A 24,981-nucleotide genomic window follows, 5' to 3' on the forward strand; every position below is an offset into this window, starting at 1 on the left:
GATGACGCCTCGTTAGAACAGCGAGCCGGCCAGCAGAGCGAAATGCTCCGCGATGGGGCCGAGGGCCAGCGCCGGCAGGAAGGTGAGACCGCCCACGATCAGCACGGCGCCGACCAGCAGGCCGACGAACAGACCGCCATGGGTGGGGAAGGTGCCGGCCGAGATCGCGGCCTTGCGCTTGGATGCGAGCGAGCCCGCGACGGCCAGCATCGGAATGATGATGGCGAAGCGGCCGACCATCATCGCGACGGCAAGCGTGCCGTTGTAGAAGACGGTATTGCCCGTCAGACCGCCGAAGGCGCTGCCGTTGTTGCCCGCCGCCGACGCGTAGGCATAGAAGATCTCGCTGAAGCCGTGCGGGCCCGCATTGGCCGGACCGGCGAGGCCGGCCGGTACGACCGCGGCCAGTGCCGTGAAGCCCAGGATGGCAAGCGGACAACAGAGGATCGCCAGCATGGTGAACTTCACCTCGCGTGCCTCGATCTTCTTGCCGACATATTCCGGCGTCCGGCCGACCATGAGACCGGCCAGGAAGATCGCCAGCACGGCGAACAGAAGCATGCCGTAGAGGCCCGCGCCGACGCCGCCGATGATGATCTCGCCCAGCAGGATGTTGACCAGCGGGATCAGGCCGCCCAGCGGCATGAAACTGTCGAGCATGGCATTCACCGCGCCGCACGAGGCCGCCGTGGTGACCACCGCGAACAGGGCGGAAAGCGTCGCGCCGAACCGCACCTCCTTGCCTTCCATGTTGCCGGCAGCATTGTCGACGCCGAGGGCTGCGATCAGCGGGTTGCCACCGGCCTCGGCCCAGTAGCAGACGACGACGCCGGCCAGGAACAGCACGCCCATCGCGGCCAGGATCGCCCAGCCTTGACGCTCGTCGCCCACGGCACGGCCGAACAGGTTGGTGAGCGCCGCACCGATCACGAAGATCGACAGCATCTGCACCAGGTTCGAGAGCGCCGTCGGATTCTCGTAAGGGTGGGCGGAGTTGGCATTGAAGAAGCCGCCGCCATTGGTGCCCAGCATCTTGATCGCGAGCTGCGACGCCACCGGCCCCTGCGCGATGGTCTGCTTGGCGCCCTCGAGCGTGGTCGCCTCGACATAGGAAGACAGGTTCTGCGGCACGCCCTGCCAGGCATAGAAGAACGTCAGCAGCAGGCAGAAGGGCAGCAGCACGTAGAGCGTGACCCGCACCATGTCGGCCCAGAAGTTGCCGATGCCCTTGGACTCGGCACGCGCGAAGCCGCGCACCAGGGCCACGGCCAGCGCGATGCCTGTAGCGGCGCTCAGGAAATTCTGAACCGAGAGGCCGGCCATCTGCGAGAGATAGCTCATCGTCGATTCGCCGCCGTAGTTCTGCCAGTTGGTGTTGGTCAGGAAGCTCACGGCGGTGTTGCCCGCGAGGTCCGGCGCAACGGCCGCCATGCCTTGCGGATTGAGCGGCAGCAGGTCCTGAAGACGCAGGAGCAAATACAGGAACGCGAAGCCAACGATGTGGAAGACCACCATGGCGCGCGCATAGACCCACCAGCTCTGTTCTTCCGCCGGGTCGATTCCGGCCAGACGATAGAAGCCGCGCTCGACCGGCAGCAGCACCGGCGACAGCAGGGTGCGTCGTCCCGCCATGACATTGTCGAGATAGCCGCCGAGCGGCCGCGTGAGCAGCAGCACGAGGCCGCAGAAGAGCGCGATCTGCGCCCAGCCGTTGAAAGTCATGACCGCCTCAGAACTTCTCCGGCCGCGCCAGCGCAGCGGTCAGATAGACGAGCAGAAGAGCGGCGAGCGCGCCGCCCAGGACATAGTCGAAGCTCATGGTCGCCTCACAGCCTGCTGCACAGGCGTTCGTAGGCGATCAGCAGACAGAACAGGACGAGTCCGCCGCCGAAGAACAGGATGTCGAGCATGGAAGTCTCCTTCGGCGGCATAAAAGGCGTTCCAGGCATAGGAATTCGAGCCGGCAGGCCTGTCGCCGGCATAGGAAAATCATAGGAATTTCCGCGTGAGCTGGCTGCCGAAATGGAGCGCGCCACTCCAGTGGCGCTCAAGCTTCGTCGATCGGCAAGACGAGCGCCACTGGAGTGGCGCGCTCCCATGAGGCGCTAGTGCCGGAACCTCAGGCTGACCGCCAGCATGCGCAGCGACAGGAGCCCGAGGCTGAGGCCCAGCATGCCGAACAGCAGGCTGGGCTCCGCCAGCTCCGCGCCGCGATAGGGAAAGACCTGGCCGCCGATCAGCATGAACAGCCAGATCACAGCCCAGCTCGCCATCTCGAAGAACGAGGCGGCACCGGGCACGTAGTTCGCGGGCTTCGCGTAGGGTGCAAAGCGCACCCTCCAGAACAGGTAGACGGACATCGCCACGAACCAGAGGAAGCTCAGGAACTGCGTGGCCGTCAGCAGGGTCGCGGGCTTGGCGAGGCGGCACCAGACGGCCGGCAGGCCCGCGGCGCAGAGGCCGTCGAGAGCCTTCTCCGTGAAGCCGACCGCGCCCTGCGCCAGCGCCGTGTTCGCCAGTACGACGTAGGCGAGCACCATCACCGGTATGGGCGAGAGGACCAGGATCCACTCCCACACCAGGATCGGCGTCATCTTCGATTTGACTGGCGCCATCCCTTGCGACCGCAGGCTAGATCAGCATGCGGCTGTGCAGGTCGAACATGATCCAGAAGCTGCCGCCCACCATGATGAACAGCAGGAGGCAGGTGAAGACCAGCGCCAGGATGTTCTCGCGCGGCGTGGTGGTGAAGTTGATGTGCAGGAAGAAGCGCAGATGGACCAGCACCTGCAGCACGGCGGCGATTCCGATGACGAGCAGCGTGCGCTGCGGCGGCAGAGCGTGGGTATAGACCAGCCAGAACGGAACAGCGCTCAGGATGACCGCCAGCACGAACCCGATCAGGTAGGAGCGAAGGGCGTGAGGGGGTTGGTGTTCCATCACAGCAATCCCGGCAGGTAGACGATGGAGAAGATGCCGACCCAGGCGATGTCGAGGAAGTGCCAGAAGAGGCCAAGCCGGTGCAGTCGCGAGGCGACCGGCATGGAGAGCCCCTTCAGCGCGACCTGGGCGCCCAGGACCACGATCCAGATCAGGCCCATCGTGACATGAACGCCGTGCGTGCCCACCAGGGTGAAGAAGGCCGAGAGGAAGCCGCTGCGGTCGGGACCGGCGCCCTTGGCGATCATGCCGGCGAACTCGCGCACCTCGAGGAACACGAATCCCGCGCCCAGCAGGAAGGTGATGGCGAGCCAGGCCAGGACGGCGCCGCGATTGCCGGCCTTCACCTGGAGACTGGCGAAGCCGAAGGTCATGCTGGAGATCAGCAGCAGGGCGGTCTCGATGGCGGCGTTGTCCAGCTCGAAGAGCTGCTTGCCCGTGGGACCGCCGGCGGTGCCGGGGATCATGATGGCATAGGTCGCGAACAGCAGGGCGAAGATCACGGCATCGCCCATCAGGTAGAGCCAGAAGCCCAGCGCGCGCTGCTCGTGGGTCTCGATCTCCTCGCGCTCGTGCGCGCTCATGGAGGACGTGCTCATGGGGGCGACGCTCATGAGCGCCTCCCCAGCTGCCGGAACCGCTGGTCCTCGATGCGCTTCACTTCGGCCGCGGACATCGTGAATTCCTGATCGTCATTGGAGGAGCGGACGATCACGGCGGCGAACATCACGAGGCCGGACGCAACGACCAGCCACCAGATGTGCCAGACCATGGCGAAGCCCAGGACGAAGCCGAAGGCGCCGAGGATCACGCCGATCGGCGTATTGGACGGAATGCGGATCGGCTCGTAGGCGGCCGGTCGCCGGTAGGCGATGCCCTTCTCCTTCATCTCGAGGAAGGCCTCGCGGTCGCCCACCGTCGGGATCACCGCGAAATTGTACGGCGGCGGCGGTGACGACGTGGACCATTCCAGGGTGCGGCCGTCGAACGGATCGCCGGTGAGGTCGCGCGTCTTGGCGCGGTCGCGGATCGAGACGTAGAGCTGCATCACCATGCAGCCGATGCCGCACAGCACGACCACCGCGCCCGAGGCAGCCACCAGCAGATAGGGCTGCCAGGTCGGATCGTTGTAGGTCTCCATGCGGCGCGGCATGCCCTTCAGGCCCAGCAGGTAGAGCGGCATGAAGGCTAGATAGAAGCCGATGATCCAGCACCAGAAGGCGCCGAGGCCCCAGCCGCGGTGGAAGGCGAAACCGAACACCTTGGGGAACCAGTACATGTAGCCGGCGAGGTAGCCGAACAGCACGCCCGGGATGATCATGTTGTGGAAGTGCGCGACCAGGAAGGTCGTGTTGTGCATCAGGAAGTCGGCCGGCGGGATGGCCAGCAGCACGCCGGTCATGCCGCCGATCACGAACGTCACCATGAAGCCGATGCTCCACATCATCGACGGGTGGAAGTCGATGCGGCCGCGATACATGGTCAGCAGCCAGTTGAACACCTTCACGCCGGTGGGCACGGCGATGATCATCGTCATGACGCCGAAGAAGGCGTTGACGCCGGCGCTGGATCCCATGGTGAAGAAATGGTGCAGCCAGACGGTGAAGGACAGGACGCCGATCGCCGCCGTCGCATAGACCAGCGATTCGTAGCCGAACAGGCGCTTGCGCGAGAAGGTCGACACGACCTCGGAGAAGATGCCGAAGGCCGGCAGGATCAGGATGTAGACCTCCGGATGGCCCCAGATCCAGAACAGGTTGACGTAGTTCATCATGTTGCCGCCATGCGCATTCGTGAAGAAGTGCATGCCGGCAAGGCGGTCGAGGGCGAGCAGGCCGCAGGCCACGGTGATGGCCGGGAAGGCGAAGGCCATCAGGACCGAGGCGACCAGCGCCGTCCAGACGAAGGGCGTCATGCGCATCAGGGTCATGCCCGGCGCACGGCGCTTCAGGATCGTCACGATGAAGTTGATGCCCGACATGGTCGAGCCGACGCCGCTGATCAGGATGGCCCAGATCCAGTAGTCGACGCCGACGCCCGGATTGTACTCGATGCCCGAATAGGGCGGATAGCCGGTCCAGCCCGCGGTCGAGAACTTGCCGATGACCAGCGAGACCATGACCAGTGCAGCACCAGCCGCGCTCAGCCATAGGCTGACCGCGTTCAGCCACGGGAAGGCCACGTCCCGCGTACCGATCTGCAGCGGCACGATGATGTTGATCAACCCCGTCATGAACGGCATCGCCATGAAGAAGATCATGATGGTGCCGTGCGAGCTGAAGATCTGGTCGAAATGTTCGGGTGGCAGGTAGCCGCCGCCGTTCAGCGCCATCGCCTGCTGGGCGCGCATCATGATGGCGTCGACGAAGCCGCGCAGCAGCATGATGAGCGCCAGCACGACGTACATGACGCCGATGCGCTTGTGATCGACGCTGGTCAGCCAGTCGGTCCACAGATACTTCCAGGCCCTGAGCCAGGTCAGCACGATGGCCACCAGCAGCGCGCCGCCCACGGTGACGAGGGCGCCGCCCGCGGCGATGGGGCTGTAGAACGGCAGGGCCTCGATCGTCAGTTTGCCGAGCATCGCCTATCTCCGGACCGGCGCGGAGTGCGCGTGGCCGCTGTGCCTGTACTTGTCGATGATCGTGTCGAACAGCTTGGGCTCGACCGTCGAATAGTAGGTGATGGGGTTGGCGCGGCTCTTGGCCGCCAGCGCCGGATAGGTCGTGGCGTCCAGCCGCGTGCCGCCCTGCTTGGCGCGGGCCACCCAAGCGTCGAAATCGGCCTGGCTCATGGCTTGGACCTCGAAATGCTGCTGCGAGTAACCGCCACCGCTGTACTGGCTGTTGCGGCCGACGAAGGTGCCGGGCTGGTCGGCCAGCATCTGCAGTCGGGTCTGCATGCCGGCCATGGCGTAGATCTGGCCGGCGAGCTGCGGCACGTAGAAGGAGTTCATGACCGTGTCGGAGGTGATGCGCAGGCTGACCGGACGGCCCGCGGGAAAGACGAGCTGGTTAACGACGGCGATGCCCTGCTCGGGGTAGATGAAAAGCCATTTCCAGTCCTGGGCCACGACCTGGACGTCGATCGGCGGTTCCTTGGACTCCAGCGGACGGTACGGATCCAGCCGGTGGGTGCTGCGCCACAGCAGGACCGCGACGGCGATGACGATGACCGCCGGGATCAGCCAGGTGAGCGCGTCGATCCTGACCGAATTGGCCCAGGTCGGCGTGTACCGGGCGTTGGTGTTGGAGGCGCGATACCGCCAGGCGAACCAGATGGTCAGCACGATGATCGGAACGATCACGACCATCATCACGCAGAAGGCGTCGAACAGGAGATTCCGCTCGGCGAGCGCGATCGGCCCCTTCGGATCGAGCACAGCCGCTTGTTTCAGGTCGCAGGCGGCCGTCAACAGGGCCAAGGTGGCCGCCGACGCCGCTCCCCGCCATCGAGTTACAGCCAGCCTCACGCTCTCCCGCCCTGATTCTTCATCTCTCAGGGCAGAGTGAGGCTAGCTCCTCTCATGAGCAACGATTCTTTTGTTACGTTGCAGTCACGATCAGGTCTTCTGGCCGGCCGGTGCAGGGGGCGAGGCCGGTGGCGCCTTGCCGGCCGGGTCCTTCGCGGTACAGACGTCAGCGCGCAGACGATCCTTCAGAGTGGCGATCTGATCCTCGATCTGCTTGTTCGCGAGCTTCTGCTTCTCGATCTGCTCCTCCAGCGCCTTGACCTGCGCGGCATCGGGACCGGCCGGTGCGGGGGGCGCCGGCGGGGCCGGCAACTGGACGGCCACGTTCACGATCGGACGGTAGAACAGGTACCAGCCCAGCCCCAGGCCGGCCGCGAGCAGGAAGAACCCGCCCAGCAACCCGCCCATGATCCAGGGCCAGCGCGGCGTGGATTCTGGCGGGGAGTTTCGCTCGGGCGGCGGAAGGTTGGCCATGTACCAGTGAGGCTCCGGTTGAGGGATGCAGTCAATACCCGCCGCGCGGCGGAATTTGGGCGCCGCGCTGACCGCGGCAAGGCCCTTGCGCCGCCCTCTTGCGCGATCGGGTCTGGTATATAAGTGTATATGCACATAATGGCACCCTCTCGACCGGCCCTACGGCCGCGTCTAGGGTCGCCGCCACGAACCAAGGAGACAATCCATGACCGCGTGCATCGTTGGCTGGTCCCACGGCAAATTCGGCAAACTCGACGGCGAGACCAGCGAGTCGCTGATCGTCAAGGCGGCGTCCGAGGCGATCGCCCATGCCGGCATCGAGCCGAAAGACGTCGACGTCATCTATGTCGGCAACATGAACGGCGGCTTCGTGCGGCAGGAGTTCCATTCCTCGCTGGCCCTGCAGACCCATCCCGACCTGCGCTTCAAGCCCTCGACCCGGGTCGAGAATGCCTGCGCAACCGGTTCGGCCGCGATCCACATGGGGCTCAACACCCTGGCCGCCGGCAAGGCGCGCTTCGTGCTGGTCGTCGGCGTCGAGAAGATGACCGAGCTCAATTCCACGCAAGCCGGCGAGGTGCTGATCAAGGCCTCCTATGTGGCCGAGGAAGCGACCATCGAGGCGGGCTTCGCCGGCATCTTCGGCAAGATCACCTCGGCCTACTTCCAGCGCTACGGCGACAAGTCCGATGCGCTCGCCAAGATCGCGGTCAAGGCCCACAAGAACGGCGCGAAGAACCCCTATGCGCACTTCCAGAAGGAGTTCGCCTACGAGTTCTGCCGCACGCCGTCGGACAAGAACCCGTTCGTCGCCGGCCCGCTGAAGCGCACCGACTGTTCGCCCGTCACCGACGGCGCGGCGGCGGTTATCCTGACCGATGTCGGCACGGCGCTCGGCATGAAGCAGGCGATCGCCTTCCGCGCCGCCGAGCACGTCAACGACTTCCTGCCGATGAGCCGGCGCGACATCATCAAGTTCGAGGGGCCGCAGCTCGCCTGGCAGCGGGCGCTGAAGTCGGCGCATCTCGACCTGCTCGATCTCTCCTTCGTCGAGAGCCATGACTGCTTCACCTCGGCCGAGCTGATCGAGTACGAGGCGATGGGCCTCACGGCGCCGGGCGAAGGCGAGCGCGCCATCCACGAAGGCTGGGTCGAGCGCGACGGCAAGCTGCCGGTCAACGTCTCGGGCGGCCTCAAGGCCAAGGGCCATCCGGTGGGCGCCACCGGCGTCAGCATGCACGTCATGTCGGCCATGCAGCTTTCGGGCACCGCGCCGGAAGGCCTGCAACTGCCCAAGGCGAAGCTGGGCGGCGTGTTCAACATGGGCGGCGCCGCCGTCGCCAACTATGTCAGCATCCTCGAGCCGCTGCGCTAAAGCGCGTGCGGGCGGTCGGCCATAGCGAGAGCGACGCCATCCTGGGGGCCATGCGCCAGGTGGCTCTGGCCGGCGGGCGCGCGCTTTCCTACGCCGACACGGCGAGCATCCTGGCGGCGGGGCATTATCTGCTGCGCCGCCGCGGCCTCACCGATCTCGGCACGCTTCCCGCGGTGGAGCCAGCCGACCTCGTCGCGGCGCTGCCGGACCGCACGCTCGCAGAAGAGGCGGTGAAGTATCTCGCCGTCATGGCCATGGTCGACGGCGCGCTCGATCGCGGCAAGCTCCGGCGCGTGCTGGACTATTCACGCGCCCTCGACATCGAGGCCGACTATCTCACCGATCTCGTCGAGGCGGCCTCGGGCCATCTCGCCTGGGCCGCCGCCGACATGTGGCGCAAGAACTTCGACAGCGTGCTCGGCCGTTCTTCGGAGGGCCTCGATCCGAACACCTGGATCCGGCCCTATGCCGGCGCCAATGCCGATCCGGCGCTCGTCGCGCGCTACGAGGCGCTGGGCCGTCTGCCGCAGAACAGCTTCGGCAAGGCGCTGTGGGACTTCGACAAAACGAACGGTTATCCCTTCCCCGGCGATCCGGCGGCGCTCAACGCCGCCTTCGGGACGGCGCACGATTCGACACATGTGATCTCGGGCTACGACACCAGCGCGCGCGGCGAGCTCCTCGTCTCGACCTTCACCGCCGGCATGCATCCCATCAATCCGATGAGCGGCCACATCCTGCCGGTGATCTTCTTCTTCCACTTCGGCGAGCAGATGAACGACGTGGGCCATGCCGGCAAGGGCGGCCTCGATCCCGACGAGTTCTGGCACGCCTGGGCGCGCGGCGCGGAGATGACGGCCGACCTGTTCGCCCCCGAGTGGAACGTCTGGGACTGGGTCGAGCACGACCTCGACGAGCTGCGCCGCCGCTGGAACGTGACGCCTGCGGGCAACCGGCGTTAAACTTTGCGCTGCGAGTTCACCCGCACCACCTCATCCTGAGAGTCTGGCCGGAAATGAACTGAAGCGATTCAAGCACTTACCTCATCCTGAGGAGCGCCGCGAAGCAGCGCGTCTCGAAGGATGGGCAACAGGCAAGGTGCTCGTGCCCATGCTTCGAGACGGCTGCTGCGCAGCCTCCTCAGCATGAGGTTGGTGCTGATTGTCGCTTCCTAGACAACCGGGCTTGCGCCGCCGTCGACGTTGATGGCGACGCCGGTAATGAAGGAGCCGGCATCGGAGCAAAGGAAGCAGGCCATGCGGGCGAATTCCTCGGCCTTGCCCATGCGGCCGAGCGGGATGCGGCCCTTGGCCATGCCGGCCAGGAACTCCTCGTAGGTCTTGCCCTCGCCGGCCGGCCCCTTGTGGCGGCGCGCCCACTGGTCGCTCTCGATCAGGCCCACCAGCATCGCGTTCACGAGGATGTTGTCTTTGGCCAGTTCCTGGCTCATCGCCTTGGTGAGCGCGAGGCCGGCCGCACGGCTGACGCTGGTCGGCGTCGAGTTGGCGGTCGGCGCCTTGGCGCCGATGTTCAGCACGTTGACGATACGGCCCCACTTGCGCTCGCGCATGCCGGGGATCGCCGCGCGGCTGAGACGGATGGCGGCGAACAGCTTGAGGTCGAGGTCGCCCTGCCAGTCCTCGTCGGTCACGGTCTCGAACGACTTGGCGTGGCTGATGCCCGCATTGTTGACGACGATGTCGACCTTGCCGAACTCGGCCTCGATCTTCTTGAAGGTGTCGGCGATGGGCTCGGCCTTCGCGACGTCGCAGGAATAGGCCTCGATCTTGATGTTGGCCTTGCCCGCGGCCTTCTGCACTTCGGCCTTGGCGGCCGTCAGCGCGTCCTGCTTGCGCGCCAGCAGCGCAACCGAGGCGCCCGACGCGGCGAACTCCTTGGCCATGGCGAGGCCCAGGCCCGTGCTCGCGCCGGTGATCACGGCCACGCGGCCATCCATACGTACGTCCATCTTGTCCTCCCGAAAGCTCAGAAATCGGGCGACACCATATCCATCGATCAGCGGGGCAGCGAGTCCGGCGCGTATTGCTGGGCGAACTCGGCGCTGGGCGGAATCGGCTTGATGACGTCGATGGCGATGCCGTTGGGATCCTCGGTGATGAAGTGCCGCTGGCCGAAAGGCTCGTCACGCAGCGGCAGGTGAATCCTGAGCCCCTCTGCCTGCGCCCTGGCGTAGAGCGCATCGACATCGTCGACCTCGACGTTGATCAGCACACCCGATGCCTTCTTGCGGAACGGCGCGGGGATCGTCTCGTGGCGATAGTCGAGGATGGCAAGGTTCGCCTTGTCCGAGTCCGTGCCGGTCAGATGGACGTACCAGTCGGCCTCGAAGGCGCGGCGGAAAGCGAAATGCTTCTCCCAGAAGGCGGCGGTGCCGGCGACGTCGTCGGTGCAGAGCACGGTGTAGAACTCCCTGAGCTGCATTGCCCTCTCCTCTGTGGCCATTTACCTACAATCGGTATGTTGGCGATTTAGATACAGGTTGTATGTATGTCAAGACCCCGGACCCAGGCAGAGCGGCTGGCCGTCACGCGCGCGACATTGATGCACGAGGCGCGGCTGATCTTCGCGGCCTCCGGCTACGACGCCGCGGCGACCGAGGAGATCGTGCAGCGGGCCAAGGTGACGCGCGGCGCGCTCTACTATCACTTCAAGGACAAGCGGGCCGTGTTCGAGGCCATCGTCGAGGAAGTGGCGAGCGAGATCGCAGCGGCGATCGACAAGAGGGCGGAGCCCGCCGGCGATCCCCTGCAGGCGCTGATCGAGGGCACGCGCGCCTTCATCGATGCCTGTCTCGATCCCGCCGTGCGCCGCATCTACCTGATCGATGCGCCTGCCGTGCTGGGCTGGCATCGCTGGCGCGAGATCGATGCGCCGCATGGACTGCGCTCGCTGCGCGAGGGCGTGGCCGCTGTCCTCGCTGCTCGCCCGGATCAGACCCTCAGCGTCGAGCCGATCACCTTCCTGCTGTCCGGCGCCTTCAACGAAGCCGCTCTGTGGGTCGCCGAAGCCAAGGATGAAAAGGCCGCGCGTCGCGAAATGGACCGCACCCTGGTCCAGCTCATGGAGCGGCTGTTCGGGTCTCCCGACGAACCTGCTCGACCGCCGCGAGCACGCGCTCGGGCCTCCTAGAGATTTTGGACGACCCGCAAGTAAGCACAACCGATTCGCCCCAAATAGCGTAGACTTTTTCTCGAGTTTCTTTCGGAGTGGAGGAGTCGTTGGCGCCCGAACCAATTTCAATTGGTGCAGCTCTAAGTGCACTTAAAAAGCCGCTGGACGACCTCTACGAACTCGCGAAAACGGAAGGCAAGCAACTCATTGCCAAAACGTCGAACAAACAGCGACTAGACAAGCTACGCGCCGAACTACAGCGAATCGAAATCGTGAAGACACTATGGAATATGGAGAGAGGCGTTTCTCTCTATGATTTCTACTATGAGAGATCGATTCAATGGGATGACAAGACGAAGGTAAGAATAACGAGCTTAGACGAAATTCCTTCGAGTGGGAGCTGTCTCATCGAAGGCCACGTTGGGCAAGGCAAGTCTATCTTTCTTCGATATCTGTGTTGCCAAGAAATTCGGAAGAAAACGAATGTACGTATTCCAATATTTATTGAGCTACGTTTCCTGAGCCCAAAGAATGACTTGAAGTCACTCATATTCGATGGATTTGAAAAGCTCGGATTTCAAATTTCCGATGATCTTCTAAAAACTTACGCCACGAGCGGACAATTTGTATTGCTGCTAGATGCATTTGATGAAGTTGATGAAAAGGAGATCGGCTCTTCTATAAAGTACCTCGACACGCTCTCAACAACGTTCCCGGCACTGCAAATTATTGTCACATCGCGGCCAGATTCCTCTCTTCGTGGATTGGCCCTGTTTCGAATCGTCAAGCTAGCTCCGCTGACGCCCGCAGAACATGAGCCGATTCTTCGAAAGATTGTAAAGGATGACAAACTCGCGAAGGAAATTCGACTCGCGATCCGCAAAAGCACATCCGGTGTCCGATCTCTTCTGACCACACCACTGCTGATCACGTTACTGGTGATCGTCTATCGGTCATCTCAAGCAATTCCTGACAATATTGCGGATTTCTACAACAAGCTCTTCGAAATCGTATTTCAAAGGCACGATCAGACCAAAGCTGGATTTCGCCGAAAGTTTGCGAGCCAACTAAGCGAGTCTAGCGCCCGAAAATTGTTCGAAGCATTCTGCTTCTGCTGTCTAGCTAAGAATGCCAGCGACCTCACCGCAGATGAGTTCAGGAACTGCACAAAAATCGCATCTCAATATACTGGTATAGAAACAGATTTTGAGGCGTTTAGGCACGACATCGTTTCTGTTGCTTCACTTCTTCACGAAGAAGGCATGCGCTACCACTTCATTCATCGCAGCGTAGTGGAGTTTTTTGCGGCTTCATTTGTTGCAAGCAGCGATGGCAATTTCGCGAGAGATTTCTACACAAAGCTCAACGATAGCTACCTTGAATGGCGGCAAGTCGCCGCCTTTCTCCAACAGATCGATCGATATAAATTTGCAAAATTCTTCGGCCTAGAAGCGATTGAAAACTGGGCTAATCATACGGGCATCACAGACGAAGTACTGCATCGTAAAGAAGCGAACCTATCTACGCTTGAGAAAGTCACGGGCGATTGGAGTGTTATGATCGAGGTTGATGCCCCCTCTGAAAGCCTGAAACTATCTGGAATAATGTTTGTCGATTTCACCAAGATAGATCACCCCCATGAAAATCACGGTGGGGGCTTGATCGACGAACTGGTGAAAGATCCGCTTTCCAGCAAGGTGATCTCACTGGTGAATACTGCTGGAAAGCGTCTTTATGAGAGAGTCACCGCGGGTGAGTTGCCGGTATTCAATCTGAAGCGAGAACCGGTCGAATTAGGTGCGACACGCGGATCAGATGTACATGTCTCTCTGTGCAGTATTCTGAGAACCCTTCTTGACGAGCCTGCCATTGTTCGATGGGCAAATAGCGGCCTCGAGAATATTCAGGAAAAGTATGTAGAGTTTCGAAACGCAGTGAATATTGAGGACCGCAAGTCAAACATGCTCGACCTCATAGTCGCGAGACATAAGGGAAAACCTCAACTACCCTCGTCGTAACTCATGGATTGCGTGCAACACGCGCTCGGGCGTAGCCGGCGCGTCGAGCCGTACCGGCACCCTCCCGTTGCCCACCGCGCCGATCGCGTCCTTGAGCGCCGTCCATACCGCGGTCGCCAGCATCAGGGGCGGCTCGCCCACTGCCTTGGAGCGGAAGATCGTGGCCTCGCGCGAGGGCGCGTTGTCGAGCAGCCTGACGTTGAACACCGGCGGTACATCGCGACTGCCGGGAATCTTGTAGGTCGACGGCCCGGCCGTGCGCAGCCGGCCCTTGGCGTCCCACCACAGTTCCTCGCAGGTGAGCCAGCCCTGGCCCTGCACGAAGGCGCCTTCGATCTGGCCGAGGTCGATGGCGGGATTGAGCGACTGCCCGCAATCCTGGACGAGGTCGGCGCGCAGCACGCGGCTCTCGCCGGTCAGCGTGTCGATCGCGACTTCCGCCATCGCCGCGCCGAAGGAGAAATAAAAGAACGGGCGGCCCTGCATGGCGACGGGATCCCAATGGATCTTCGGCGTCTTGTAGTAGCCGGTCGCGGAGAGCGAGACCCGCCCCAGCCAGCAGAGCTTGGCGAGCTCGCCGAAGCTCAGCACCTGGTTGCTGCCGGGTTTGGCGATGCGCACGTTGCCATCGGCGAATTCGATGTCGGCTTCGGCCACGCCGAAGTGGTCCGCGGCAAAGGCCACCATGCGGGTGCGGATCGTGTTCGCCGCGTCCCAGGCCGCCCAGCCGTTGAGGTCCGAGCCCGTCGAGGCCGCGGTCGGTGAAGTGTTAGGGACTTCGGCGGTCGAGGTGGCGGAGGGCCGGATGCGGTCGACATCGACCTTGAACACCTCGGCCACCACCTGGGCCACCTTGATGAACAGCCCCTGCCCCATCTCCGTGCCGCCATGGTTCAGGCGGATCGAGCCGTCGGTATAGACATGCACCAGCGCGCCCGCCTGGTTCATGTGCGGCAGGTTGAAGGAGATGCCGAACTTCAGCGGGAAGAGGCCCAGCCCGCGCTTCAGCACCGGGTTGGCCGCGTTGAAGGCATCGATCTCGGCGCGCCGCCGCTCCAGTTCGCCGCCGGCCTTCACTTCGGCCCAGCAGCGCTCCAGATGATTCTCGTCGACCGTCTGGCCGTAAGGCGTTTCGTCCCGGCCCGCGGCATAGAAGTTGAGCGCGCGCACCTCGACCGGATCGCGCCCGAGATGAAGCGCGATCCGGTCGAGCGCATCCTCCATCACCACGACGCCCTGCGGCCCGCCGAAGCCGCGGAACGCCGTGTTCGACTGCTTGTTGGTGCGGCAGGCGTAGCCCACGGCCCGGAAATGCGGGATCCAGTAGGCATTGTCCGTATGGGTGAGCGCCCGCGTCACGACACCGGGAGTCATGTCGAGACTCCAGCCGGCATCGGCCGCCAGTACGGCGTCGAGCGCCAGCACACGCCCCTTGCCGTCGAAGCCCACCGTGTAGCGATAGTCGAAGCCATGGCGCTTGCCGGTCGTCAGCATGTCGACCTCGCGCGGCAAGCGAAGCTTCACCGGCCGGCCGGTATGGTTGGCCGCGACCGCCGCTGCGGCCGCGACCCAGGAGGCATTGCTTTCCTTGCCACCGAAGCCGCCGCCCAGACGGCGCACCACCGCCGTCACGCGATTGAAGTCCCAGCCCAGCAGCCGGGCGCAGACATGCTGGACCTCTGTCGGATGCTGGGTCGAGGAATGGACGGTGATGTCACCGTCCTCCCCGGGGAGCGCAAAGGCGATCTGGCCCTCGAGATAGAAATGCTCCTGCCCGCCGACGCTGAATTCGGCGGTAAGGCGATGCGGTGCCGCCGCCAGAGCCGCCTCCGGATCGCCGCGCACGATCGTGGCCGGTGCCTGCACGTAGGATTCGCGGGCGAGCGCCGTCGCAATATCGAGGACCGGCTCCTCGGCCTCGATCTCCACGACGACCTTTTCGGCGGCCGCCCGCGCGGCATCGAGGCTCTCGGCGACGACCATCACCAGCGTCTGGCCCGCGAACTCGATCCGGTCGACGGCGAACAGCGGCTCGTTCTTGCCGATCGCCGCGATGTCGTTGCGGCCGGGAATGTCGTGGGGGCCGAGCACTGCCACCACGCCCGGCATTGCCGACGCCGCGGAGAAGTCGGTCTTCACGAGTCGTCCGCAAGCCACCCGGCTCAGCACCAGGGCGCCATGCAAGGTGCCCGGCGGTTCGGGCATGTCGTCGATATAGAGCGCCTGCCCGGTGACGTGCTTCAGCGCGCTGTCGTGGCGGCGCGCGACATGGACCTTGCCGCTCATAGCGCCTCGACCTCCAGCACCCGGCCGGGCTCGGCGAGGCGCAGCTCCAGCCGCCGCAGCAGGTTGGCCGCGACCTGCCGGCGATAGGTCGCCGAGCCGCGCCAGTCGTCGAGCGGCTTGAAGTCCGTCTCGATGGCTTCGATCGCGGCGGCAAACCCGTCCTTCAGCAGGGCCGCCTCGGCCGCCCGCGCCCGGCGCGGCGTCGCCGCCATGCCGCCGAAGGCCAGCCGCGCATCCTCGATCCTGCCGTTGCGGATGCGTACGCGGTAGGCGCCGGCGACGGTCGAGATGTCCTGGTCGCGGCGCTTGCTCACCTTGTCACAGTGGAAGGTCTCGCCCGCCCACAGGCGCGGCATCGAGAGGTTCAGGATGATCTCGTCGGGCGCCAGCGCGGTCTTGCGATAGTCGAGGAAGAAATCGTCCAGCAGGACTTCGCGGGTACCCCGCTTCGAGACGAGCGTCAGACTGGCTTCCAGCGCCAGCAGCACCGGCGGCATGTCGCCGATCGGCGAGGCGGTGCCGATATTGCCGCCGATCGTGCCCATGTTGCGGATCTGCCGCGACCCCAGCCGCGAGAGATAGGGTCGGAGGGCAGGAAAGGCCTCGATCAGGGTCGGCGCCGCGTCGGTGTAGGTCGCAGCGGCACCGATGGTGATCGTGTCCGCGGTCGCGGAGATCGCCGCCAGCTCGGGCACGTGCGCGAGGTGGATCACCGACTTCGGCGGCTTGCGCTCGCGGCTGGCCAGCAGGCCGAGATCGGTGCCGCCGGCCAGCAGCAGCGCCTCGGGATGCGCGGCGCGCAGGGCCAGCAATTCGTCGAGGCTGCGCGGGGCGAAGAAGGCGCCATCGAAGGCGGTCGACGTCGTTCTCGGCGACGGGAGAGGCGCGTGCGGCGGATCGAGGGCTAGGCCGGCGATCCGGGTCATCGCGTCGACGATCGGCCGGTAGCCGGTGCAGCGGCAGAGATTGCCCGCCAGGGCTTCGTGGATCGCTTCGGGGTCGGCCGTGCCGCCGTTGCTCGCATGGGCCAGCGCCGACATCACGAAGCCCGGCGTGCAGAAACCGCATTGGGTGGCATCGGCTTCGGCCATCGCCGTCTGGACCGGGTGCGGCCCGCCGTCGACCCCGCGCAGCCCTTCGACCGTGCGCACCGACTGGCCGTCGAGCTGGCCCAGCAGGACGATGCAGGAATTGACCGCGTCGCGCCGGCCGTCGCGTTCCAGCACCACGGTGCAGGCGCCGCAATCGCCTTCCGCGCAACCCTCCTTGGTGCCGCGCAGGCCGCGATGGTCGCGCAGCCAGTCGAGCAGGGTCGTCACCGGCGAAACGCCGACGATCTCCACATGCTTGTCATTGAGGGTGAACCGAACGTTATCCGCCATGCGAACAGGATGCTGGGCGTTGAAGTGCAACGCAACACGTGTTGCACTCGTCATGCCAACCCAAGAAAGAAAGTCCCCGGATGGACCCCTATCGATTCGGCTATTCCCCCATCGTCGAACGACCGAAGCTCTCCTGGCCCAACAATGCCCGCGTCGCGGTCTGGGTCTGCCCCAACATCGAGCATTACGAATATCTTCCAGCCGAGGTGCGCGTGCGCAACCCGTGGCCGCGCATGCCCCATCCCGACGTACTGGGCTATGGCGGCCGCGACTACGGCAACCGCGTCGGCCTGTGGCGCATGTTCGAGGTGCTGGACAAGCACAGCATCCGCTGCACCGTCTCGCTCTCGATGTCGGTGATCGAGATGTACCCGGAGATCCTCGAGGCGATGGAAGCACGCCGCTGGGAATATATGAGCCACGGCTATTTCAACACGCGCTATCACTGGGGCTACGAGGAGCAGGAAGAGCGCGAGGTCATCGAGCACAGCAAGGCGACGCACCTGCGGCTCACCGGCCGCAAGCTGCGCGGCTGGTTCTCGCCGGCCGTCTCCAACACGCTGAACACGCCCGACCTCGTGAAGGAGGCCGGCCTGGAGTATTTCTGCGACTTCTATCACGACGACCAGCCGACGCCGCTCGCCACCAAGCACGGCCCGCTGATCCACGTGCCCTATTCGATGGATCTCAACGACGCGATGATCTACCGCCAGCCGGTCGAGGCCGAGGAATTCGCCCAGATGATCATCGACCATTTCGACACGGTCTATCGCGAGGGCGGCGAGAACGGCCGCGTCATGTGCCTCGCGCTGCATCCCTACATGATGGGCGCGCCGCACCGGCTGAAACACCTCGATCGGGCGCTGTCCTATATCCGCCAGCACAAGGATGCCTGGGTCTGCACTGCCGAGGAGATCCTCGACTGGTATGTCGCCAACGGGCTGAAACCCTACCAGCAGCATCTCGGGAAGGAGGCGTGACATGAGCACCGTTCCCAAGAATCCGCCGCCGTTGCCCGCCGGGATGGACAATCCCTGGTACGACTATTCCCCCTATCCGAAGCGGCCGAAGCTCAACTGGCCGCGCAACGCCCGCGTCGCCTTCTACGTCGTGCTCCATCTCGAATATTACGAGCTGCTGCCGCCCGACGGCGTGGTGAGGGACAGCCGTTTCACCGGTGAGTTCGGCACCTACCATCCCGACTACCGCACCTGGACGCAGCGCGAATACGGCAACCGTACCGGCATCTTCCGCGTCCTCGACGTGCTCGATCGCTACCAGATCCGGGCCGGCGTGGCGGTCAATGCGATGGCGGCCGAACGCTATCCCTTCCTGATGGAGCAGTTCCGCAAGCGGAACTACGAGATCATCGGTCACGGCGTGTCGGCCAACCGCATGATCAGCTCCAAGATGAGCGAGGCCGAGGAGAAGCAGGAGATAGCGACCTCCATCGCCGCGATCGAGCAGGCGACCGGCGCGGCGCCCAAGGGCTGGCTCGGCCAGGAATTCGGCGAGAGCCAGCGCACGCCGAAGCTGCTGGCCGAGGCCGGCCTCGACTACGTTCTGGACTGGCCCAACGACGACCAGCCCTATGCCATGCATGTCGGCGACGGCCGGAAGTTCGTGTCGCTGCCCAACCAGCCGGAATGGGACGACGTGCAGCAGCTCTGGCTGCGGCGCATCAACACCACACGCTATCCCGATATCGTGGGCGATGCCTTCGAGCTGCTGCATCGCGAGGGCGGCCAGGTGTTCAACCTGTCGATCCATCCCTGGCTGATGGGCATGGCGCATCGCATAAAATATCTCGACGAGGCCCTGCGCCGCGTCGAGCGCTTCGGCAACGTCTGGCAGGCGACGCCCGGCGACGTGGCCAAGCACTATCGCGAAACGATGATGGGCTGATCGCGTGACCGACTTCTGGCTCGATACGCTCGCGGCGTTCATCGCGGACTTCCGCCTCGACACCCTGACGCCCGCCACCGTCGAACAGACGACCTACGTCATCCTCGACACGATCGGCGCCATCGTGGGCGGCGCGGCCGAGCCCGAGATGCAGGCGCTGACGGCCAGGCTCACGGTCAGCCCGGTCGGCGAGGCCTCGGTGATGGGCACCGGCAAGACAGCCGTGTCGGCCGCCGCCGCCTTCCTGAACGGCACCGCTGGCACCTTCCTCGAAATGGACGAGGGCAACCGCTTCGCCAAGGGCCATCCCTCGATCCATGCCTTGCCCGCCGTCTGGGCGATGGCCGAGATCAAGGGCCTCTCCGGCAAGGCGGCGATGGAGGCGCTGGTCCTGGGCTACGAGATCGGCGCGCGCATCGGCATCGCGGCCTCCCTGCGCCCCGACATGCACCCGCATGGCACCTGGGGCACGGTGGGCGCCGCGGCCGCTGTCGCCAAGCTGCTGGGCTACGACGCGGCGCGGATTCGCGAGACCATCAACGTCGCCTCCTCGCTGACGCTTGCCAGCTCCAAGCGCACGATGCTGGAGGGCGGCACGGTGCGGAACGCCTATGCCGGCATCTCGAACCGCATGGCGCTGATGGCGATCGATCTCGTCGAAACAGGCTTCATCGGCGAGCGCGACGGGCTGTCCAGCGTGTTCGGCAAGGTCGTGTCGGAGCGCTTCGACACGGCGCGCATGATCGACGGACTGGGCCGCGACTGGCAGATCGACCAGAATTATTTCAAGCTCCATTCCTGCTGCCGCTACAATCACGGCGCCCTCGATGCGCTCGACCTCCTGCTCGCCAAGGAAGCCGTCGCCGCGGACGCGGTCGAGCGCGTGGATGTGGCCAGCTACCTCTACGCCGCCGAGCTCAACGACCAGGCGCCGCGCAACACGCTGGCCGGCAAATTCTCCGTGCCGTTCGCGGTGGCCACGCGCCTCGTGCGCGGGTCGTCCCGCGTCGAGAATTTCACCTGGGACGCGTTGCGCGACGAGCGGGTGCTGGCGCTCGCCAAGCGCGTCTTCGTGACCGAGGACAAGGCGATGACGGCGAAGCTGCCGCAGTTCCGTCCGGCCAGGATCGAGGTCCACTTGCGCGACGGCCGCATGCTCTCGGCGTCCGTCGAGGCCAATCGCGGCGACGACCAGGATCCCTACTCGCGCGACGAGCTTACGGGAAAATACTTCTCGCTGACGGCACGGATGTTGCCTCACGAAGTCGCGGACGAAATGCGCAAGAAGATTCTGACTCTGGATGACATCGCCGACATACGCTCGATCTTCGCTCGTTGACCTGCCGGGAGGGTTTCATGACCAAGCAACGGACGTCTGGGGTTTCGCGCCGGACCTTCCTGGCCGGCAGTACGGTCCTGGCGGGTGCCATCGGCGCTCCCGGATTGGTCGGTGCCCAGCCCGCCGCCGTGAAGGTCGGCATGATCCATCCCGTCACCGGCTTCGTCGCCTATAACGGCCAGCAGAGCCGGCTGGGCGGCACCATGGCCATCGAGGACGTGAACAAGGCGGGCGGCATCAAGTCGATGGGCGGCGCCAAACTCGAAGCATTGCTGGGCGACAGCCAGTCCAAGGTCGAGGTCGGCGTCAGCGAAGTCGAGAAGATGAACGAGCAGGGCGTGGCGGCCTATATCGGCTGCTTCCAGAGCCCGGTCGGCATCGCCGCCAGCCAGGCTGCCGCGAAATACGGCACGCCCTTCCTGGTCGATGTCGGAGCCTCCGACCTGCTGATGAGCCGCGGCCTCAAGAACGTGTTCCGCCTGAAGCCGGGCTTCGGCGTCTGCGTCGACGACGGCATCGCCTCGCTGGGGGCGCTGAACAAGGCGGCCAACGGTGTCGCCAAGACGGCGGTCATCGTCCACGAATCGGGCGAATTCGGCACCGGCACGGCCAAGCTGCTGGCCGGCAAGCTGCCCTCGATCGGCATCGCGGCGAAGGAGCTGATCGCGCACGACAATCCGACGCGCAACTTCGACAATATTGCGCTGCGCATCCGCTCGCTGGCGCCCGACATCGTCATGATGTCGAACTACGGCAACGAATACATGCTGCTGGCGCGCACCCTCTACCAGCAGAAGGTGAACGTCGCGGGCTTCTTCTCGATCCTGGGCGGCGGCTTCAACTACAAGTTCGTCAAGGAGATGCCCGACGTCTCCCAGTACATGATGGACGTGAACCACTGGTACAACCCGAAGAGCCCGCAGGCCCAGGCGCTGAAGAAGCGCGTCGAGGCGACCGGCGCCCTGTTCACCTTCGAGGTCTACCTCACCTACACCAATGTCATGCTGCTGGCCGATGCGCTGGAGCATGCGGGTTCGGCCGACAAGGAGAAGCTCATCGCGGCGCTGGCCGCCTCGACCTTCAAGGCCGAGCTGATGCCTTATGGGCCGACGAAGTTCGTCAACGGCCAGAACCAGGGCGGGCGGCCGGCGACCATGCAGTCCCTCAAGGGCGACATCGAGGTGATCGCGCCCGAGGAATTCGCCTCGGCCAAGGCTGTGTTCCCCAAGCCTAAGCTCTGAGGGCTTGCGGGTGACATCCGATCACTTCCAGTTACCCAAAGACCTCACCCTGAGGAGCGAACGCAGTGAGCGTCTCGAAGGGTCGGCACGAGCACCGCGCCTGCCGCTCATCCTTCGAGACGGCCCTTCGGGTCTCCTCAGGATGAGGGGTACGGGACGCTGAAGGCGTGCTCGATCCCGCCTTTCTCTTCGCGGGCGTCCTGAACGGCCTTCTGGCCGGCGGCATCTATGTCCTCGTCGCCGTCGGCCTCACGCTGATCTACGGCGTGCTGCACATCATCAACTTCGCGCATGGCAGCCTGCTGATGCTGGCCATGTATGCCGTCTTCTATCTCTGGCGCCTGATCGGCATCGATCCCTATGCCGCCCTGCCGGTGGTGATCGCTGGCGCCTTCGGCTTCGGCTTCGTGCTCTACCGCCTGCTGATCGGCCGCTACAATCACGGCCGCGACGAGAACATCCTGCTGATCACGCTCGGCCTCTCGATCGTGATCGACAATGTCGCGCTGCTGTTCTTCGGCGGCGACACCCAGACAATCGACGTGCCCTACGCCGGCACCTTCGTGGAGATCGGGGCGGCCTTCCTGCCGCTGCCCAAGATCATCTCGTTCGGCGCCTCGCTGGTGATCTGCGCGGCGCTGGGTCTCTACATGGCAAAGAGCGACATGGGCAAGGCGATCCGCGCCGTCGCCCGGGAGAGGCAGGGCGCGCGCCTGGTCGGCATCGATGTCGAGAACGTCTTCGCCGTCTCCTACGGCATCGGCATCGCCTGCCTCGGTGCCGCGGCCTGCCTGCTGATGCCGACCTACTACGTGACGCCGTCGTCGGGCCACGCCTTCGTGCTCGTGGCCTTCACCATCGTCGTGCTGGGCGGCATGGGCAGCTTCGCCGGCGCGGCCGTCGGCGGCTTCATCATCGGCATCACCGAATCGCTGGGCGGCCTGTTCCTGGGCGAGCAGCTCGGCCAGATCGGCATCTCGCTGATCTTCATCCTGATCCTGCTGCTGAAACCCACCGGCCTGTTCGGGAGCAAGGCATGAGTCGGCCCGCGCTCCTTTGCGTCGTCGGGCTCGCAGCGGCCCTGGCCTGGCCGCTGCTGGTGCCGAACTACCTCGTCACCGTCGGCATGCTGGTCTTCTTCACCGCCTTCATCGGCCAGTCGTGGAACATCGCGGGCGGCTTCGCCGGCCAGACCTCGTTCGGGCACGTCGTGTTCTTTGGCACCGGCGCCAATACCTCGACCATCCTGCAGGTGACCTACGGCTGGAACCCCTGGCTGGCCTGGCCCGTCGCGATGGCGGCCGGCGGGGCCGTCGGCTGGATGATCGCCGTGCTTTCCTTCAGGGCCGGGCTGCGCGGCTCCTACTTCGCGCTGATCACGCTGGCCTTCGCCGAAGTCTTCCGCATCCTCGCCAACTCGGTGCCCTTCACGAAGGGCGGGCTCGGCATGCTGATCAAGGCCGACCCGAGCCCGGCCAACTTCCAGTTCAAGGACCCGATCTGGATCTACTATCTCGCCCTGCTGCTCTGCATCGTCTCGCTGCTGATCGCCTGGCAGCTCACCCGCAGCCGCTTCGGCGCGCGGCTGGTGGCGATCCGCGAGAACGAGGACGCGGCGCGGGCGCTGGGCATCGACGTCTTCGCCGAGAAGGTGAAGGTGCTCACTCTGTCGGGCGCGATGTGCGCGGCGGGCGGCACCTTCTATGCGCAGAAGTATCTCTACATCGATCCCGGTATCGCCTTCGGCGTCGACAAGTCGGTCGAGATGCTGCTGGTCAGCATGGTGGGCGGCGCGGGCACGATCTTCGGGCCGCTGATCGGCTCCTTCACCCTGATGGGCATCAACGAGGTGACGCGCTGGCTGGCCAGCGTCGTGCCGGCCCTCAAGAACGTCCAGCCGCTCAGCCTCATCGTCTATGGCATCATGCTGATCCTGATCGTGGCGCGCCTACCCGACGGCTTGATGAGCCTGTTCCGGAGACGGCCGCGCCATGCTTGAGGTGCGCGACATCTCGAAGTCGTTCGGCGGCCTCAAGGCCGTGGACAGCGCCTCTCTCGACGTGGCCTCGGGCGAGATCGTTGGCCTGATCGGCCCCAATGGCGCCGGCAAGACGACCCTGTTCGCCACCATCGCCGGCTTCCATCGGCCCGATGCCGGCACGGTCTCCTTCGAAGGCAAGCCGATCACCGGCCTCGCGCCGCATCGCATCTGCGCGTCGGGCATGGTCCGGACCTTCCAGATCACGCAGCCCTTCGCCGGCATCAGCGTGCGCGAGAACATCATGGTCGGCGCCTATCTGCACACCGCCGACCGCCGCCTCGCCGCGCGCGAGGCCGAAGCGGTGGCCGGCCTGGTGGGCATGAAGGACCAGCTCGACCAGCGCGGTGCCGACCTCACCGTCGCCGGGCGCAAGCGCCTCGAACTCGCGCGCGCCCTGGCGACCGGACCGCGGCTCCTGCTGCTCGACGAGGTGATGGCGGGGCTCAACCCGACGGAGATCGTCGAGATCGTGAGTGTCATCAAAAACATCCGCGCCTCGGGGGTCACCATCCTGCTGATCGAGCATGTCATGCAGGCCGTGACCTCGCTGGCCGAGCGCGTCTACGTGCTGAACCAGGGCCGCATGATCGCCGAGGGCTCGCCGGCGGCCATCGCCGACAACGAAGCCGTCATCGAAGCCTATCTCGGCCACGGCGCCGCTAAAGTGCTGCGTGCTTGAAGTCTCGGCCCTGCGCGCCGGCTATGGCGCCATCGAGGTGCTGCGCGGCGTCGACCTCACGGTCGGCGCGGGCGAGATCGTGGCGCTCCTGGGCAGCAACGGCGCCGGCAAGTCGACGCTCAACAACAACGTGTCCGGCCTCTACCGGCCGCGCGGTGGCTCGATCCGCTTCGACGGCGAGGAGATCACGGGCGCTTCCTCCATGCGCATCGTCGAGGCGGGCCTCGTGCAGGTGCCGGAAGGTCGCCGCGTCTTCCCCACCCTGTCGGTGCGTGACAATCTCGAACTCGGCAGCTATCGCCGCGGCAAGCCCCACCGTGCCGCCAACCTGGAGCGGGTGCTGGAGACCTTTCCGCGCCTGCGCGAGCGACTGACCCAATCGGCCGGGACGCTGTCGGGCGGCGAACAGCAGATGCTGGCGATCGGCCGCGGCCTGATGAGCGAGCCCCGGCTGCTGATCCTCGACGAGCCGTCGCTGGGCCTGTCGCCGCTCCTGGTCGAGGAGATGTTCGGCCTGATCGGCCAGCTCAACCGCCAGGGCCTCGCGATCCTGCTGGTCGAGCAGAACGTCGTGCAGTCGCTCGCCATCGCCCATCGCGCCTATGTGCTGGAGAACGGCCGCATCGCACTCTCAGGCAGCGCCGCCGACCTCGCCCGCGATCCGGACCTGCGGCGCAGCTATCTCGGTCACTGACGC

General features: G+C 64.9%; 24 protein-coding genes. 12 read left to right on the forward strand and 12 right to left on the reverse strand.

Annotation, left to right across the window (positions count from 1 at the left end; translation table 11 throughout):
- Positions 1–12: 12 nt before the first annotated feature.
- The 8 genes from kdpA to ACO07I_RS13370 form a co-directional block, all read right to left on the reverse strand.
- A complete protein-coding gene (gene kdpA / locus ACO07I_RS13335) occupies positions 13–1,722 on the reverse strand; it encodes a potassium-transporting ATPase subunit KdpA (RefSeq protein WP_422018064.1) in 1,710 nt (569 codons plus the stop codon).
- A gap of 7 nt (positions 1,723–1,729) precedes the next feature.
- Positions 1,730–1,819 carry a K(+)-transporting ATPase subunit F gene (gene kdpF / locus ACO07I_RS13340; RefSeq protein WP_422018066.1) on the reverse strand — a complete coding sequence of 30 codons (90 nt, stop codon included), beginning with the start codon at positions 1,817–1,819 and terminating at the stop codon, positions 1,730–1,732.
- A gap of 286 nt (positions 1,820–2,105) precedes the next feature.
- Positions 2,106–2,615 (reverse strand): hypothetical protein, encoded by a 510-nt coding sequence (locus ACO07I_RS13345; protein ID WP_422018068.1) that lies wholly within the window; start codon positions 2,613–2,615, stop codon positions 2,106–2,108.
- Between the two features lie 16 nt (positions 2,616–2,631).
- On the reverse strand, positions 2,632–2,940 hold the full coding sequence (gene cyoD / locus ACO07I_RS13350; protein ID WP_422018070.1) for a cytochrome o ubiquinol oxidase subunit IV: 309 nt from the start codon (positions 2,938–2,940) through the stop codon (positions 2,632–2,634).
- Positions 2,940–3,554 (reverse strand): cytochrome o ubiquinol oxidase subunit III, encoded by a 615-nt coding sequence (gene cyoC, locus ACO07I_RS13355; RefSeq protein WP_422018072.1) that lies wholly within the window; start codon positions 3,552–3,554, stop codon positions 2,940–2,942. Before cyoC ends, cyoD begins: the two co-directional genes overlap by 1 nt.
- Complete coding sequence (gene cyoB / locus ACO07I_RS13360) at positions 3,551–5,524, reverse strand: cytochrome o ubiquinol oxidase subunit I (RefSeq protein ID WP_422018074.1); 1,974 nt, start codon at positions 5,522–5,524, stop codon at positions 3,551–3,553. The genes cyoC and cyoB overlap by 4 nt, the downstream gene beginning before the upstream one ends.
- A gap of 3 nt (positions 5,525–5,527) precedes the next feature.
- A complete protein-coding gene (cyoA, locus tag ACO07I_RS13365; protein ID WP_422018076.1) occupies positions 5,528–6,364 on the reverse strand; it encodes a ubiquinol oxidase subunit II in 837 nt (278 codons plus the stop codon).
- A gap of 138 nt (positions 6,365–6,502) precedes the next feature.
- Positions 6,503–6,886, reverse strand: a complete 384-nt coding sequence (locus tag ACO07I_RS13370) for a hypothetical protein (protein WP_422018078.1) — start codon at positions 6,884–6,886, stop codon at positions 6,503–6,505.
- 205 nt (positions 6,887–7,091) lie between these two features.
- Between ACO07I_RS13370 and ACO07I_RS13375 the strand changes: the two genes are divergently transcribed.
- Positions 7,092–8,261, forward strand: a complete 1,170-nt coding sequence (locus ACO07I_RS13375; protein WP_422018080.1) for an acetyl-CoA acetyltransferase — start codon at positions 7,092–7,094, stop codon at positions 8,259–8,261.
- A gap of 5 nt (positions 8,262–8,266) precedes the next feature.
- Positions 8,267–9,223 carry a hypothetical protein gene (locus ACO07I_RS13380; RefSeq protein ID WP_422018082.1) on the forward strand — a complete coding sequence of 319 codons (957 nt, stop codon included), beginning with the start codon at positions 8,267–8,269 and terminating at the stop codon, positions 9,221–9,223.
- 209 nt (positions 9,224–9,432) lie between these two features.
- Here ACO07I_RS13380 and ACO07I_RS13385 read toward each other — a convergent pair whose 3' ends face one another.
- Positions 9,433–10,230 (reverse strand): SDR family NAD(P)-dependent oxidoreductase, encoded by a 798-nt coding sequence (locus tag ACO07I_RS13385; RefSeq protein ID WP_422018084.1) that lies wholly within the window; start codon positions 10,228–10,230, stop codon positions 9,433–9,435.
- A gap of 47 nt (positions 10,231–10,277) precedes the next feature.
- On the reverse strand, positions 10,278–10,703 hold the full coding sequence (locus ACO07I_RS13390; protein WP_422018086.1) for a VOC family protein: 426 nt from the start codon (positions 10,701–10,703) through the stop codon (positions 10,278–10,280).
- 66 nt (positions 10,704–10,769) lie between these two features.
- On the opposite strand from ACO07I_RS13390, the gene ACO07I_RS13395 reads away from it, so the two are divergent.
- Positions 10,770–11,411, forward strand: a complete 642-nt coding sequence (locus tag ACO07I_RS13395) for a TetR family transcriptional regulator (protein WP_422018088.1) — start codon at positions 10,770–10,772, stop codon at positions 11,409–11,411.
- A gap of 89 nt (positions 11,412–11,500) precedes the next feature.
- Positions 11,501–13,411: an NACHT domain-containing protein gene (locus ACO07I_RS13400; RefSeq protein ID WP_422018090.1), complete on the forward strand. Its 1,911-nt coding sequence runs from the start codon at positions 11,501–11,503 to the stop codon at positions 13,409–13,411.
- On the opposite strand, the gene xdhB is transcribed toward ACO07I_RS13400, so the two are convergent.
- Positions 13,397–15,697: a xanthine dehydrogenase molybdopterin binding subunit gene (gene xdhB / locus ACO07I_RS13405; protein WP_422018092.1), complete on the reverse strand. Its 2,301-nt coding sequence runs from the start codon at positions 15,695–15,697 to the stop codon at positions 13,397–13,399. The genes ACO07I_RS13400 and xdhB overlap by 15 nt on opposite strands.
- Positions 15,694–17,079, reverse strand: a complete 1,386-nt coding sequence (gene xdhA, locus ACO07I_RS13410; RefSeq protein WP_422018094.1) for a xanthine dehydrogenase small subunit — start codon at positions 17,077–17,079, stop codon at positions 15,694–15,696. Before xdhA ends, xdhB begins: the two co-directional genes overlap by 4 nt.
- 80 nt (positions 17,080–17,159) lie before the next feature.
- Between xdhA and ACO07I_RS13415 the strand changes: the two genes are divergently transcribed.
- The 8 genes from ACO07I_RS13415 (at position 17,160) to ACO07I_RS13450 (ending at position 24,978) form a co-directional block, all read left to right on the forward strand.
- Positions 17,160–18,059: a polysaccharide deacetylase family protein gene (locus ACO07I_RS13415; RefSeq protein ID WP_422018096.1), complete on the forward strand. Its 900-nt coding sequence runs from the start codon at positions 17,160–17,162 to the stop codon at positions 18,057–18,059.
- A gap of 1 nt (position 18,060) precedes the next feature.
- On the forward strand, positions 18,061–18,984 hold the full coding sequence (locus ACO07I_RS13420; RefSeq protein ID WP_422018098.1) for a polysaccharide deacetylase family protein: 924 nt from the start codon (positions 18,061–18,063) through the stop codon (positions 18,982–18,984).
- A 4-nt stretch (positions 18,985–18,988) separates the two neighbouring features.
- Entirely contained in the window at positions 18,989–20,323 is a 1,335-nt protein-coding gene (locus ACO07I_RS13425) for an MmgE/PrpD family protein (RefSeq protein ID WP_422018100.1), read from the forward strand.
- Positions 20,324–20,340: 17 nt separating this feature from the next.
- Positions 20,341–21,564 carry an ABC transporter substrate-binding protein gene (locus tag ACO07I_RS13430; RefSeq protein ID WP_422018102.1) on the forward strand — a complete coding sequence of 408 codons (1,224 nt, stop codon included), beginning with the start codon at positions 20,341–20,343 and terminating at the stop codon, positions 21,562–21,564.
- 167 nt (positions 21,565–21,731) lie between these two features.
- Positions 21,732–22,604, forward strand: a complete 873-nt coding sequence (locus ACO07I_RS13435) for a branched-chain amino acid ABC transporter permease (RefSeq protein WP_422018104.1) — start codon at positions 21,732–21,734, stop codon at positions 22,602–22,604.
- Positions 22,601–23,563, forward strand: a complete 963-nt coding sequence (locus ACO07I_RS13440; RefSeq protein ID WP_422018106.1) for a branched-chain amino acid ABC transporter permease — start codon at positions 22,601–22,603, stop codon at positions 23,561–23,563. Before ACO07I_RS13435 ends, ACO07I_RS13440 begins: the two co-directional genes overlap by 4 nt.
- Positions 23,556–24,284: an ABC transporter ATP-binding protein gene (locus ACO07I_RS13445; RefSeq protein WP_422018108.1), complete on the forward strand. Its 729-nt coding sequence runs from the start codon at positions 23,556–23,558 to the stop codon at positions 24,282–24,284. Before ACO07I_RS13440 ends, ACO07I_RS13445 begins: the two co-directional genes overlap by 8 nt.
- Positions 24,277–24,978, forward strand: a complete 702-nt coding sequence (locus ACO07I_RS13450) for an ABC transporter ATP-binding protein (RefSeq protein WP_422018110.1) — start codon at positions 24,277–24,279, stop codon at positions 24,976–24,978. The genes ACO07I_RS13445 and ACO07I_RS13450 overlap by 8 nt, the downstream gene beginning before the upstream one ends.
- The last annotated feature ends 3 nt before the right edge of the window (positions 24,979–24,981 follow it).

Origin of the sequence: Reyranella sp., from assembly GCF_965227665.1 — a bacterium.
Classification (GTDB): Bacteria; Pseudomonadota; Alphaproteobacteria; order Reyranellales; family Reyranellaceae; genus Reyranella.

What these genes read in the sequence shown, in the direction of transcription:
- kdpA (WP_422018064.1), bottom strand. Translation starts at nt 1,722, where the DNA reads ATGACTTTCAACGGCTGGGCGCAGATCGCGCTCTTCTGCGGCCTCGTG.
- kdpF (WP_422018066.1), bottom strand. Translation starts at nt 1,819, where the DNA reads ATGAGCTTCGACTATGTCCTGGGCGGCGCGCTCGCCGCTCTTCTGCTC.
- ACO07I_RS13345 (WP_422018068.1), bottom strand. Translation starts at nt 2,615, where the DNA reads ATGGCGCCAGTCAAATCGAAGATGACGCCGATCCTGGTGTGGGAGTGG.
- cyoD (WP_422018070.1), bottom strand. Translation starts at nt 2,940, where the DNA reads ATGGAACACCAACCCCCTCACGCCCTTCGCTCCTACCTGATCGGGTTC.
- cyoC (WP_422018072.1), bottom strand. Translation starts at nt 3,554, where the DNA reads ATGAGCGTCGCCCCCATGAGCACGTCCTCCATGAGCGCGCACGAGCGC.
- cyoB (WP_422018074.1), bottom strand. Translation starts at nt 5,524, where the DNA reads ATGCTCGGCAAACTGACGATCGAGGCCCTGCCGTTCTACAGCCCCATC.
- ACO07I_RS13370 (WP_422018078.1), bottom strand. Translation starts at nt 6,886, where the DNA reads ATGGCCAACCTTCCGCCGCCCGAGCGAAACTCCCCGCCAGAATCCACG.
- ACO07I_RS13375 (WP_422018080.1), top strand. Translation starts at nt 7,092, where the DNA reads ATGACCGCGTGCATCGTTGGCTGGTCCCACGGCAAATTCGGCAAACTC.
- ACO07I_RS13385 (WP_422018084.1), bottom strand. Translation starts at nt 10,230, where the DNA reads ATGGACGTACGTATGGATGGCCGCGTGGCCGTGATCACCGGCGCGAGC.
- ACO07I_RS13390 (WP_422018086.1), bottom strand. Translation starts at nt 10,703, where the DNA reads ATGCAGCTCAGGGAGTTCTACACCGTGCTCTGCACCGACGACGTCGCC.
- ACO07I_RS13395 (WP_422018088.1), top strand. Translation starts at nt 10,770, where the DNA reads ATGTCAAGACCCCGGACCCAGGCAGAGCGGCTGGCCGTCACGCGCGCG.
- xdhB (WP_422018092.1), bottom strand. Translation starts at nt 15,697, where the DNA reads ATGAGCGGCAAGGTCCATGTCGCGCGCCGCCACGACAGCGCGCTGAAG.
- xdhA (WP_422018094.1), bottom strand. Translation starts at nt 17,079, where the DNA reads ATGGCGGATAACGTTCGGTTCACCCTCAATGACAAGCATGTGGAGATC.
- ACO07I_RS13415 (WP_422018096.1), top strand. Translation starts at nt 17,160, where the DNA reads ATGGACCCCTATCGATTCGGCTATTCCCCCATCGTCGAACGACCGAAG.
- ACO07I_RS13420 (WP_422018098.1), top strand. Translation starts at nt 18,061, where the DNA reads ATGAGCACCGTTCCCAAGAATCCGCCGCCGTTGCCCGCCGGGATGGAC.
- ACO07I_RS13430 (WP_422018102.1), top strand. Translation starts at nt 20,341, where the DNA reads ATGACCAAGCAACGGACGTCTGGGGTTTCGCGCCGGACCTTCCTGGCC.
- ACO07I_RS13440 (WP_422018106.1), top strand. Translation starts at nt 22,601, where the DNA reads ATGAGTCGGCCCGCGCTCCTTTGCGTCGTCGGGCTCGCAGCGGCCCTG.
- ACO07I_RS13445 (WP_422018108.1), top strand. Translation starts at nt 23,556, where the DNA reads ATGCTTGAGGTGCGCGACATCTCGAAGTCGTTCGGCGGCCTCAAGGCC.